Annotated in this window: 10 protein-coding genes and 2 pseudogenes; 6 read left to right on the forward strand and 6 right to left on the reverse strand. The window is 70.4% G+C overall.

The window, feature by feature from the left end; translation table 11 throughout:
• A pseudogene (locus I53_RS27585) lies at positions 1–328 on the forward strand (ABC transporter ATP-binding protein); the annotation flags it as partial.
• 29 nt (positions 329–357) lie between these two features.
• Positions 358–1,899 carry an amidohydrolase family protein gene (locus I53_RS27590; protein WP_043357013.1) on the forward strand — a complete coding sequence of 514 codons (1,542 nt, stop codon included), beginning with the start codon at positions 358–360 and terminating at the stop codon, positions 1,897–1,899.
• A gap of 22 nt (positions 1,900–1,921) precedes the next feature.
• Here I53_RS27590 and gudD read toward each other — a convergent pair whose 3' ends face one another.
• From gudD to kdgD, 3 genes are all read right to left on the reverse strand, one after another.
• A complete protein-coding gene (gene gudD / locus I53_RS27595) occupies positions 1,922–3,271 on the reverse strand; it encodes a glucarate dehydratase (protein WP_043357015.1) in 1,350 nt (449 codons plus the stop codon).
• Positions 3,272–3,350: 79 nt separating this feature from the next.
• Positions 3,351–4,706, reverse strand: coding sequence for an MFS transporter (locus I53_RS27600; RefSeq protein WP_043357017.1), 1,356 nt, complete (start codon positions 4,704–4,706; stop codon positions 3,351–3,353).
• Positions 4,707–4,804: 98 nt separating this feature from the next.
• Entirely contained in the window at positions 4,805–5,719 is a 915-nt protein-coding gene (gene kdgD / locus I53_RS27605) for a 5-dehydro-4-deoxyglucarate dehydratase (RefSeq protein WP_043357019.1), read from the reverse strand.
• Between the two features lie 108 nt (positions 5,720–5,827).
• Between kdgD and I53_RS27610 the strand changes: the two genes are divergently transcribed.
• Positions 5,828–6,730: a LysR substrate-binding domain-containing protein gene (locus tag I53_RS27610; protein WP_043357021.1), complete on the forward strand. Its 903-nt coding sequence runs from the start codon at positions 5,828–5,830 to the stop codon at positions 6,728–6,730.
• 115 nt (positions 6,731–6,845) lie between these two features.
• Entirely contained in the window at positions 6,846–7,133 is a 288-nt protein-coding gene (locus tag I53_RS27615) for an MTH1187 family thiamine-binding protein (RefSeq protein WP_043357022.1), read from the forward strand.
• A gap of 249 nt (positions 7,134–7,382) precedes the next feature.
• On the opposite strand, the gene I53_RS27620 is transcribed toward I53_RS27615, so the two are convergent.
• Positions 7,383–7,556, reverse strand: coding sequence for a metallothionein (locus I53_RS27620; protein WP_043357024.1), 174 nt, complete (start codon positions 7,554–7,556; stop codon positions 7,383–7,385).
• A 156-nt stretch (positions 7,557–7,712) separates the two neighbouring features.
• Between I53_RS27620 and I53_RS27625 the strand changes: the two genes are divergently transcribed.
• A complete protein-coding gene (locus tag I53_RS27625; protein WP_043357026.1) occupies positions 7,713–10,031 on the forward strand; it encodes an FdhF/YdeP family oxidoreductase in 2,319 nt (772 codons plus the stop codon).
• 45 nt (positions 10,032–10,076) lie between these two features.
• The gene (locus I53_RS27630; protein ID WP_043357028.1) at positions 10,077–11,447 is read left to right on the forward strand and encodes a pentapeptide repeat-containing protein; all 1,371 of its coding nucleotides are present in this window, start codon (positions 10,077–10,079) and stop codon (positions 11,445–11,447) included.
• Positions 11,448–11,500: 53 nt separating this feature from the next.
• Here the strand turns inward: I53_RS27630 and I53_RS27635 are convergent, their stop codons facing one another.
• Together I53_RS27635 and I53_RS27640 are read right to left on the reverse strand one after the other, a co-directional pair.
• Positions 11,501–11,971: a MarR family winged helix-turn-helix transcriptional regulator gene (locus I53_RS27635; RefSeq protein WP_043357030.1), complete on the reverse strand. Its 471-nt coding sequence runs from the start codon at positions 11,969–11,971 to the stop codon at positions 11,501–11,503.
• Between the two features lie 123 nt (positions 11,972–12,094).
• Positions 12,095–12,580, reverse strand: a pseudogene (locus I53_RS27640) (L-seryl-tRNA(Sec) selenium transferase); the annotation flags it as partial.

Here is a 12,580-nt window from a genome sequence, read left to right on the forward strand (position 1 = left end):
GCCCGAGGTCCTGCTGATGGACGAGCCCTTCGCGGCCCTCGACGTCCACATTCGCCAGAAGATGCAGGACTTCCTGCTCGACGTCTGGCGCTACAGCGGCGCCTCGGTGCTGTTCGTGACCCACCACATCGACGAAGCGGTGGCGCTGGCCGACCGGGTGGTGGTGTTCACCGCGCGACCGGGGCGGATCAAGACGATCGTCCGCAACGACCTGCCCCGCCCGCGCGACCCGTTCTCCCCCGAGGCCGAGGCGCTGCGGCGGCATCTCACCGAGCTCCTGCGCGACGAGGTCGACCGGGCCTTCGCCGAGCAGGAAGCGCTCGTCTGAACCCTCTCCCAAGCAAGACGGACCCAACCATGGCCACATCGCTGATCCGCAGCCGGCGGATGATCACCCGCACCCTCGACCACGATCGCTGGGAGGAGATCGTCGACGGGGCGGTGCTGCAGACGGACGGGATCATCGCGGCGGTCGGCACCTACGCGGACCTGCACGCCCGCTATCCCGACGCCCCCGTGATCGGCTCCGGCCGCGAGATCCTGCTGCCGGGCTTCGTCAACGGCCACCACCATGTCGGCCTCACGCCGGTGCAGCTCGGCTCCCCCGACATGCCGCTGGAACTGTGGTTCGTCACCCGGATGGTGGCGCGCAACCTGAACCTCTACCTCGACACCCTGTACTCGGCCTTCGAGATGGTCGGCTCCGGGATCACCACGGTCCAGCATATCCACGGCTGGATGCCCGGCAGCCTGGAGGAGGTCGAGGCGCGCTCCAACGAGGTGCTGCGCGCCTATCGCGACATCGGCATGCGGGTTTCGTACTGCTTCGCGGTCCGCGACCAGAACCGCCTCGTCTATCAGGCCGACTTGGATTTCGTGGCGAGCCTGCCGGCGCCGCTGCAGGACCCGATGAAGCGCTGGTTCGAGCGCTTCCAGATGTCCCTGGAGGACAACTTCTCCCTGTTCCGCAGCCTGCATGCCGGACAGGCCGGGGCGTCGCGGTCCAAGATCCAGCTCGCGCCCGCCAACCTCCACTGGTGCTCCGACGCGGCCCTCGAAGGGCTCGCCGGCCTGTCCGAATCCTACGACGTGCCGATGCACATGCACCTCGTCGAGACCGCCTACCAGAAGGCCTACGCGGAGCGGCGCGGCGGCGGCACCGCCGTCGAGTATCTCGATCGGTTCGGCATGCTGGGGCCCCGCCTCACGCTCGGCCACGGCGTCTGGCTCAACGAATCCGACATCGACCGGGTCGCGGCGACCGGCACCTGCATCTGTCACAACTGCTCGTCGAATTTCCGGCTGCGCTCCGGCGTGGCGGCGCTCAACCGGTTCGAGGCGAAGGGGATCAACACGGCGATCGGCCTCGACGAGGCCGGCATCAACGACGACCGCGACATGCTCCAGGAGATGCGCCTCGTGCTGCGCGCCCACCGGGTGCCCGGCATGGACGAGGCCGACGTGCCGAGCATGGCGCAGGTGCTGCGGATGGCGACCGTCGGCGGCGCCCGCACCACGCCCTACAGCGACAGCCTGGGCACGATCGAGGTCGGCAAGGGCGCCGACCTCGTCCTGATCGACTGGGACCAGATCGCCTACCCGTATCTCGACCCGGAGACGCCGCTCCTCGACGCGGTGATCCAGCGGGCCAAGACCGGGGGCGTCACCACGGTGCTGTGCGAGGGCGAGGTGCTCTACGCCGACGGGCGCTTCACCCGGGTCGACCGCGACGCCGCCCTGAAGGCGCTCCACGACGACCTTTCGCGGGCGCTGTCGGACGACGAGGTCGAGCGGCGCCAGCTCTCGAAGGCGCTGCTGCCCCACGCGCGGCGCTTCTACGCCGATTACATCGACCCATCGCGGCACGAGCCGTTCTACCGCCCGAGCTCGCGCGTCTGACGGCGCGGGCCCGGGCCGGGCTTCAGCGGACCAGGCAGGGCTTCTTGTTGTCGAAGCTCCAGCCGGGGATCAGGAACTGCATGGCGGCCGCGTCGTCGCGGGCGCCGAGGCCGTGGTCGCGGTAGAGGGCGTGCGCCTCCTCCACCGCCGCCATGTCGAGCTCGATGCCGAGGCCCGGCCGCTCCGGCACCCGCACGAGGCCGCCGCGGATCGCCAGCGGCTCCTTGGTCAGGCGCTCGCCGTCCTGCCAGATCCAGTGGGTGTCGATCGCCGTGACGTTGCCCGGGGCCGCCGCGGCCACGTGGGTGAACATGGCGAGCGACACGTCGAAATGGTTGTTCGAATGCGAGCCCCAGGTCAGGCCGTGGTCGCGGCACAGCTGGGCCACCCGGACCGAGCCGGCGAGCGTCCAGAAATGCGGGTCGGCGAGCGGGATGTCGACGGCGCCGAGCTGGATCGCGTGGTTCATCTGCCGCCAGTCGGTGGCGATCATGTTGGTGGCGGTGGGCAGGCCGGTGGCGCGGCGGAACTCGGCCATGATCTCGCGGCCCGAGAACCCGCCCTCGGCGCCGCAGGGATCCTCCGCGTAGGCCAGGACGTGGCCCTGGCCCTTGCAGAGGCGGATCGCCTCGTCGAGGGACCATGCGCCGTTCGGGTCCAGCGTCACCCGCGCCTTGGGGAAGCGCGCGTGGATCGCGGTGACGGCGGCGATCTCATCCTCGCCCCGCAGCACGCCGCCCTTCAGCTTGAAATCGTTGAAGCCGTACCGGTCGTAGGCGGCCTCGGCGAGCCGGGCCACGGCCTCCGGTGTCAGCGCCTCCTCGTCGCGCAGGCGGAACCATCCGTCGCGGGCGGTCGGCGCGCGATAATCGAGATCGGTGCGGGTGCGGTCGCCGACGTAGAACAGGTAGCCCAGCATCTCGACGGCGTCGCGCTGCTGGCCCTCGCCCAGGAGGGCGGCCACCGGCACGTCGAGGTACTGGCCGAGCAAGTCGAGGAAGGCGGATTCGACCGCCGTCACCGCGTGGATAGTTATGCGCAGGTCGAAGGTCTGCAGCCCGCGCCCGCCGGAATCGCGGTCCGCGAAGCGCGTCCGCATGGCGTTCAGCACCGCGTTCCAGGCGCCGAGCGGCTGCCCGACCACGAGGTCCCGGGCATCCTCCAGGGTCTTGCGGATGCCCTCGCCGCCGGGGACTTCGCCGAGGCCGGTGGCGCCGGTGGAGTCCGTGAGGATCACGAGGTTGCGGGTGAAGTACGGGCCGTGCGCGCCCGAGAGGTTGAGGAGCATGCTGTCGTGGCCGGCGACCGGCACGACCTTCATCTCGGTCACGGTGGGCGTGTTGCGCGCGGCATGACGGCTGTCGTTCGGCATGGCGTCCTCCTCGAAGATCCCCGGCCGGCCTGAGCCGGGCGCGGGGCGGGTTCGGAACGGGGCCGGTCCGGCCCGCGGGTCAGTGGGCCTTCAGCTCGACGCGGCGGATCTCGCCGACCACCACGAGGTAACAGAAGCAGGCGACGAGGGCGTTCAGGCCCACGAAGACCAGGGCGCCGTTGAACGAGCCCGTGCTCTGGACGATGTAGCCGATGGCGATCGGCGTGGTGATGCCGGCGGTGTTGCCGAAGGTGTTGAACAGGCCGCCCGAAAGGCCGCCGCTCTCCCGCGGGGAGGTGTCGGCGACGACCGCCCAGCCGAGCGCGCCGATGCCCTTGCCGAAGAAGGCGAGCGCCATCAGCCCGACCACGAGGGCATCCGCCTGGACGTAGTTGCAGCCGATGATGCTCATCGACAGCAGCATGCCGCCGACGATCGGGATCTTGCGGGCCGCCGTCAGGGAAAAGCCGCGGCGCAGGAGCAGGTCGGAGATCACGCCCCCGAGGATGCCGCCGATGAAGCCGCAGAGCGCCGGCAGCACCGCGGCGAAGCCGGCCTGGAGGATCGACAGGCCGCGCTCCTTGACGAGGTAGACCGGGAACCACGTCAGGAAGAAGTAGGTCAGCACGGTGATGCAGTACTGGCCGATATAGATGCCGAGCAGCATGCGGTTGGCGAGCAGCTGGCGCAGCGTCCGGCCGGCATCGGCCTGCCTGGTCCGGCTCTGCCCGTCCATGTCGAGCAGCGCGCCGCCGGCCTCGATGTAGTCCCGCTCCGCCTGATTCATGGACGGGTGGTTCTTCGGGCTGTCGACGACGCGCAGCCACACTACCGCGAAGGCGAGGCCGAGCAGGCCCATGCTGGTGAAGACGTGGTGCCAGCCGAAATTGTGGACGATCCACGCCATCAGCGGCGTGAACAGCACAGTGGCGAAGTACTGCGCCGAGTTGAAGAACGCCGAGGCCATGCCGCGCTCCCGGGTCGGGAACCACGCGGCGACGATCCGGGCATTGGCGGGGAAGACCGGCGCCTCGGTGAGGCCGACGGCGAGCCGTAGGGCGAACAGCAGCACCACGGCGGTGAGGCCGGAGAAGAAGCCGACGGCTCCCTGGACCAGGGTGAAGCCGGACCAGAGGGCCACGGCGGCGGCGTAGACCCATTTGACGCTGTAGCGGTCGAGGAGCCAGCCGCCCGGAATCTGGGCCAGAACGTAGGACCACGCGAAGGCTGAGAAGACGTAGCCCATCTGGACCGGGGACAGGCCGAGTTCCTTGGCCATGTCGGGTCCGGCGATCGAGATGGTCGCGCGGTCGGCGTAGTTGATCGTGGTGGCGGCGAACAGCATCGCGACGATCAGCAGGCGGACGCGGGTGCGGCGACCCGCATCGGCGGCGTCGAGCAGGGTGCTCGCCGCGCCGCTCGAACTGGCACTCATGGACGTTCTCCCTGGCTCGTCGCCGCCCGGTTGATCCAGGAGGCGGGTCGTGGCCGCCGTTGGCTCGGCGGGTCTGTCGTTGGTCGTCTCGTGGGGGCTCAGCGGCGGTCGCCGATCAGCGCCGTCAGCTCGGCGCGCTCGGCCGCGTCCAATTCGGTCAGCGGCGGCCGGACCGGGCCGGCGTGGCGGCCGACGGCGCTCATCCCCGCCTTGACGATCGAGACCGCGTAGCCGCGCTTGCGGTTGCGGATCGCGATGTAGGGGAGGACGAAGTCGCGCAGCTCCCGGTAGACGGCGTCGCGGTCCCGGCGGCGCACGCTGTCGTAGAAGGACAGCGCCCATTCGGGCAGGAAGTTGAAGATCGCCGAGGAGTAGGTGGTGACGCCCATCTCCAGATACGGCAGCGCGAAAGTCTCGGCGGTGGGCAGGCCGCCGACATAGGTCAGGCGGTCGCCCAAAGCGGCGTAGATCCGGGTCATCAGCTCGACATCGCCGACGCCGTCCTTGAAGCCGACGAGGTTCGGGCAGCGCTCGCACAGGCCGGCGAGCGTCTGCTCGTTGAGCTGGGCGTTGGCGCGGTTGTAGACGATGATCCCGAGAGAGGTCGCGCGGCAGACCGCCTCGATATGGGCGGCGAGACCGGCCTGCTCGGAGCCGACGAGGTAGGGCGGCAGCAGCAGGATCCCGTCCGCGCCGGCGGCCTCGGCGGCCCGGGCCATCTCGACCGCCAGGGCGGTGCCCTGGCCGGCGGGGGCGATGACCGGCGTGCGGCCGCGGGTCTCCGCGACGGCGGCGCGCAGGACCCGGTCGATCTCGGCGGGCGTCAGCGAGAAGAACTCGCCGGTGCCGCCGGCCGCGAACAGGCCCGAGACCTTGTAGTCGGCCAGCCGCCCGAGATTGTCCCGATAGGCGGTCTCGTCGAAGCCGAGATCGTCGCGGAAATGGGTGACCGGGAAGGACAGCAGGCCGGAGCCCAACACGCGCGCCATCTCGGCCGGGGTCATCCGCGCCATCGATTCCTCTCCCTGATGCGCACCGTTCGGTGTCGCGTCCGGGGTTAGGCGCAGGCTTTCGATGCGTCCAACGTTGATTTTGGCTGGATTATCCCGGATCCTGCATCAATGTTCGATCTCGGTCACGCCCGCAGTTTCATCGCCGTCGCCGAGGAGATGCATTTCGGCCGGGCCGCGGCACGGCTGAACCTGACCCAGTCGCCCCTGTCGCGGCAGATCCAGATGCTGGAGCAGACGCTGGGCGTGACGCTGCTCGAGCGGACCACCCGGGCGGTGCGCCTGACCCCGGCGGGCCGGACCTTCCTGGCGGAGGCCCACCGGGTGCTGGCGGCGGCCGAGAACGCCGCGCGCATCACGCAGCGCGCCGACCGGGGCGAGAGCGGGGTGCTGCGCCTCAGCTTCACCGCCGCCTCGGCCTACCGGACGCTGCCCCAGGTCGTCGCCCATGTCCGCCGGACCCTGCCCGAGGTCGACCTCGTGCTGGAAGAGATGGTCTCGGACGAGCAGATCCTGGCTTTGGGCGAGAACCGCACCGATCTCGCGATCCTGCGGCCAAGTCCGGTCCTGCAGGATCCGAAATCCGCGATCGCGACGGCGCCGCTCGCACGGGAACGGCTGCTGCTCGCGGTCCCGCGCGGACACCGCCTGGCGACCGCCCGCACCCCGACCCTGCGGGATCTCGACGGCGAGGCCTTCGTGACGTGGTCGCCCCGGGGTGGCCGCTACTTCATCGACCTCCTCGACAGGCTGTTCGAGGCCGGGGGCGTGCAGCCGCGGATCGTGCAGCGGGTGAATCAGGTCCACGCGATGCTGGCGCTCGTCGGCGCGGGCATCGGCGTCGCGCTGGTGCCGGGCAGTGCCCGGGGCAACAGCATGGCCGATATCCGGCTCCGGCCGATCGCCCTGCCCGCCACGACCGGGCCGGAGCTGTGGCTCGCGTGGCGCACCGACAATGCCAATCCGTGCCTGCCTTCCGTGCGCGCCGCCGCGCTCGAAACCGGCGAGGCGTGACGGCCGGCTCGGCAGCGCCCTGGAAAGTCGATGCGGCCGGCGATAGCCTGCCGGCCCGCCTCGCGTCCGGTCGCAGAACCGTGCGGGGCCGCTTCCCCCGGATCAGGCAGGCACCATGAAAGTTTCGGCCGACCTCTGCATCGTGCCGATGGGCGTCGGCCCGTCGGTCTCGCCCTACGTCCGGGCGATCAAGGACATCATCGAGGCGAGCGGGCTCACCGCCACGATGCATCCCAACGGCACGAACATCGAGGGTGAGCTGTCGGAGATTTGCGCGCTGGCCGAGCGATGCGAGGCGAAGCTCGCAGAACTCGGCGTCCAGCGGACCTTCTTCACGCTGATCTTCTCGACGCGCCGCGACAAGGACCAGTCGATGGCCGACAAGCTCGCGGCGGTCTCCTGACCGCGAGGTCGGGCACAGACGCAGAGCCGCTGCCGATCAGGTCGGCAGGATGACGACAGCCGAGCCCGCGCCGAGCGAGGCGCGGGTCCCCTCTCCCGTGTGGGAGGAGGACAGGGTGAGGGGCGAGAGCTTTCCGGAAAGACCTGATCCCTCACCCCAACCCTCTCCCGCACGGGAGAGGGGGCGCGTCGCGGCTGTCTCGACCAAAGATGCCTTCTCCAGACCGTCGCAGCGCGATTGCGAGCGGCCCTAGCCGTGGCAGGCGCAGCCGGCGTGCTCGCAGCCGGCGTGATTCTTGTGGCCGTCCGCGCAGTCGTCGCAGCAATAGGCCTTGCCGTCCCGCGACACGGCCTTGGAGACCGGAATCACGCAGACGCAATCCTGGCACGCACACTTCACCATCTCGACGTCGACGCTGGCCATGGTTTCCTCCTCCGGCGGTCGGTCCGCACGTCGACGTTAGATCCGCGCCATCGGCAAGGAAAGCCGTTCAAGAACGCGGTGACGCGCCCGTGATCCCATTCGCTCCCTCGTGCGTTCCCTTCGTCCGGTGATCGATGCGCCGGATGGGAGGACGGCATGGCCGATCAGAAGACCGACGACGTCCGGATCGAGCCCTATGACGGCCCGGCGGGCGGCTGGGGCTCGGCCCGCTCCCTCGTCGAGATCCTGACCCGTGAGGGCGTGCCGATCACCGGCTCGGCGATGCTGCTGAAGCAGAACAAGCCGGACGGCTACATGTGCACGTCCTGCGCCTGGGCGAAGCCCGCCAAGCCCCTCGCCTTCGAGTATTGCGAGAACGGCGCCAAGGCGACCGCCTGGGAGCAGACGCGGCGGCGGGCGACCCCGGACTTCTTCGCCGAACACACGGTGACCGAACTCCTCGGCTGGAGCGACTACGCCCTCGAAGAGCAGGGACGCCTTACCCATCCGATGCGGTACGATCCGGAGACGGACCGCTACCGGCCCGTCGCCTGGGCGGAGGCCCTCGCGGAGATCGGCCGGGAGCTGAAGGACCTGCGCGCGCAGGACCCGAAATCGGTGGTGTTCTACGCCTCGGGACGGGCCTCCCTCGAGACCAGCTACATGTGGGCGCTGCTCGCCCGGCTCTACGGCAACAACAACCTGCCGGATTCCTCCAACATGTGCCACGAGCCGACCTCGGTGGCGCTGCCGCAATCGATCGGCGCCCCGGTGGGCACGGTGCTGCTGGAGGACTTCGAGACCACCGATCTGATCTTCTTCTTCGGCCAGAATGTCGGGTCGAATTCGCCGCGGATGCTGCACCCACTCCAGGAGGCGCGGCGCCGGGGGGCCCAGATCATCACCTTCAACCCCCTCCGGGAACGCGGGCTGGAGCGCTTCACCGACCCGCAATCGCCGGTGGAGATGCTGACGCGCTCCTCCACCAAGATTTCGACGCAGTATCACCAAGTGAAAGCCGGCGGGGATCTCGCGGCGCTCACCGGCCTATGCAAGGCGCTGCTCGCCCTCGACCGGGCGGCGGACGCCGCCGGCCGGCCGGGGGTCCTCGATCGCGCCTTCATCACCGAGCACACCCACGGCTTCGAGGCCTTCGTCCGCTTCTGCGACGGGCAGGATTGGGCCGCCCTGGAGCGGCGCTCCGGCCTGACCCGGACGGCGCTGGAGGCGGCCGCCGGCGTCTACGCCCGCGCGAAGGCGGTGATCGGCATCTACGGGATGGGCCTGACCCAGCACCGCAAGGGCACCGAGACCGTCCGGATGCTCGTCAACCTGCTGCTTCTGCGCGGCAATATCGGAAAGCCCGGCGCCGGGATCTGCCCGGTGCGGGGCCACTCGAACGTGCAGGGCCAGCGCACCGTCGGCATCACCGAGAAGCCCGAACTGGCACCGCTCGACCGGCTGAAGGAACTCTACGACTTCGAGCCGCCGCGGGAGAAGGGGCTCAACACGGTGGAGACCTGCGAGGGTCTCCTCGATGGACGCGTGAAGGCGTTCATCGGGCTTGGCGGCAACTTCCTGCGGGCGATCCCCGATACCGGCCGGATGGAGCCGGCCTGGCGCCGGCAACGGCTCACGGTGCAGGTCTCGACCAAGCTCAACCGCTCCCACCTCGTGAACGGCGCCGTCGCCTACATCCTGCCGTGCCTCGGCCGGATCGAGATCGACCGGCAGGCGAGCGGCCCGCAGGCCGTGTCGATCGAGAGCTCCACCGCGCAGTTCCATGGCTCGCGGGGGGTGGCCGATCCGGTCGGTCCGCATGTGCGCGCCGAACCCTGGATCGTGGCGGAGATCGCCAAGGCGACCCTGCCGCCGAATCCCCGCATCGACTGGGATGCCTGGGTCGCCGATTACGCGCGGGTGCGCGACGCGATCGAAGCGACCTACCCGAGCGTGTTCCACGACCTGAACGGTCGGATGTTCCAGCCCGGCGGCCTGCTGAAACCGCTGGGCGCCCGCGACCGCAAGTGGGAGACCGAGACCGGGAAGGCGAATTTCGCGGTCCCCGAGGGCCTCGAGGCCGATCCGGACCTTCCAGCCCGCGGCCCGGACGTGCTCGACCTGATCACCCTGCGGTCGAACGATCAGTTCAACACCACGGTCTACGGCTACGACGACCGCTTCCGCGGGGTGAAGGGCACCCGCGACGTGCTGTTCATGAACCGGCGGGACATCGCCCGGCTGGGGCTGAGGGACGGCCTCACCGTCGCCGTGGAGACCGAGGCCGAGGACCAAGTGCCGCGGCGCGTCGGCGGCCTGCGCGTGGTGGCCTACGACATCCCGGAGGGCAACTGCGCCGGGTATTATCCGGAGCTGAACGTGCTGCTGCCGCTCTGGCACCATGACGAGCAGTCCAAGACGCCGGCCGCCAAGGCGATCGCCGTGCGGGTGGCGGCCGCGACCCAGGGCCCGTGAGCGTCGTGTCTGGCGTCCGGTCGCGCGTTCCGGCAAGGAACGACCATGGACCAAGCGACCCCACCCGATGCACGACCGGACGCTCCGGTGGAGTCGCGGCTGCGCGCCCTCCTCGACCGGATCGCCGGCGGGGCGCCCCTGCATGAGCCAGGCGCGGACCTGTCGCAACTGAGCGCCGGGCCGGACGCGCTCGCCGCACAGCCGGACGCCGGCATCGGCACGGACGTCGAGTCGGGCGGATTGGCGCTGGCCGGTGCGGACCTGTCCCGCGCCCGCATGGAGCAGGCCGACCTCTCCGGCGCCAACCTGCGCCGGGCACGCCTCGCCGGCGCCGTCGGACGCTCGACGCGCTTCACCGGCGCGATCCTGGAGGAGGCCGACCTGTCCGAGGCCGACCTCTCGGGGGCGGACTTCACCGGCATCGTCGCCGGTCAGGTGAAGTTCGCCGGGGCGATGCTGGAGGATGCCCGCTTCGGGCACGCCGCGATGCGCTTCGCCGACCTTTCCGGCGCCCTCCTGGACGGGACCGATTTCGCCGAGGCCGACCTCTGGGGGGCGGATTTCTCCGGGGCGGATGCGGACGACACGGTCTTCCGCGGGGCGCGTCTCGACGAGGCCAAGCTCGCCGACGCCAACCTGACCCATGCGGATTTCGCCGAGGCGAGCCTGACCAAGGCGTCGCTTGCCGGCTCGCGGCTGCGGGGGGCGCATTTCACCGGGGCGAAGCTCGACGGTGCCGATCTCTCGGGCGCGGATCTCTCGGACACCGACCTCGTGCGGCTGAACCTCGGCACCTGCCGCCTGCGGCATGCCCGCTTCGCCGGCGCCTGGCTCAACGGAACGCGGATGAGCGTGGAGCAGCTCGGCGGGGCGGTGGGCGAGGAGGTGGCCGGCGCCTACGAGGCCGCCCAGGCGAGCTACCTCGCGCTGGAGCAGAACTGGAAGAGCATCGGAAGCCACGACGCGGCGAGCTGGGCCTACAAGCGCGGCCGGCGGATGGGCCGCTTCCATGCCGGCCAGCAGGCCCGCGCCGCCTGGGGCGCCCGGGACGGGGCCGGTTTCCTGCGGCACGGCTATCGCTGGACCGCGGACCGCTTCGTCGAGTGGCTGTGCGATTACGGCGAGAGCCTGTCGCGCATCGCCCGGGCCTTCGCCCTGCTGATCGTGGTGTTCGCGGGCCTCTTCGGGCTCACCGGCGGCCTGTTCATCCTGGAGGGGCCGGAGGCGGGGCCGACCTACAATCCCCTCGACCTCCTGAGCTACAGCGCGCTCAACATGATGACCGCCAACCCGCCGGAGATCGGCCTCAAGCCCACCGGCCGCGTCACCAACCTGCTGGTCGGCATCGAGGGCGGCGTCGGCATCATCCTGATGGGGCTCTACGGCTTCGTCCTGGGCAACCGCCTGCGGCGGTGAGGCCGATCGCTCCGGCGCCGGCGCAAGCGGCTCATCGCGGCTCCGAGGGCGCCTCAGTCGCTCACGCTGAGCCGCTCGATGACGAGGCTGAGATCCTTGCGGAGGGCGCGGATCTCCGGCTCGCTGAGTTCGAGCTGGCACATCACGCTCTCGCGGACGGAGACCGCGTCGGCGCGCAAAGCGGCGCCCTCGGGCGTCAGGGCGATCTCGACCTCGCGCTCGTCGGACTGGCGGCGGGTCCGGAGCAGGAAGCCCGCGTTCTCCAGGCGCTTCAGCACCGGTGTCAGCGTGCCGGAATCCAGACGCAGGCGCCGGCCGATCTCCGATACGGTGACGCCGTCCTGCTCCCACAGCACCAGCAGGACCAGATATTGCGGGTATGTCAGTCCGAGCCGCTCGAGCAGGGGCCGGTACGACTTGGTCATTCGATGCGCGGCAGCATAGAGCGCGTAGCAAAGCTGGTTATCGAGAAGCAGCGGATCCGTCTCCGGCTCCGCCTCAGCCGTATCGGCAATATACGCCATATCGTTCGCCCATCGCGGTCCACGCACCGCCACTCTCGACCGCGACCGCAGGTCCGTCATTATACCATAACACGGGATGCCGGCGCGCAAGATCCAGACGTGTGATCCGTTCTCTCAACAACCCTATGTGGTTCGTCGCCCGTCTTCGGCGCGCGTCAGCGCCGCCAGGGCGGCGAGGAAGCCGGCCTCGTCCTCCAGGGTCCGGAGGTCGAGGCGGACGGCCTCGTCGCTGATGCGGCCGATCACCGGCACCGGAAGCCGGCGCAGATCCTCGGCGAGCCGCCGGCACCGTCCGCCGCCGCCCCGTCCCCCCGGGGCGTTCGGCGTCAGGACCAGGGCGGCGCTGGGAAGCGTCTCCACCGGCAGGGCGCCGGATCCGATCTGGCTGATGCAGTCGGCGACCGAGACCGTGGCCCGGCCGGCGAGCCGCTCCGCCACCGCGGGGGCGAGGCGCTCGGCCTGTGCGGCGATCGCGTCCCGCTCGCGGGTGAGGAGCCGCAGGGTCGGCAGCTCCGCACGCAGCCGCTCGGGATACAGATAGAGCCGCAGCACGGCTTCGAGGGCCGCGTAAGTCATCTGTCGACGCGAGGGCGCGCTACGGGGGTCTGC

This window comes from Methylobacterium sp. B1 (genome assembly GCF_000333255.1).
GTDB classification, from domain to species: domain Bacteria; phylum Pseudomonadota; class Alphaproteobacteria; order Rhizobiales; family Beijerinckiaceae; genus Methylobacterium; species Methylobacterium fujisawaense.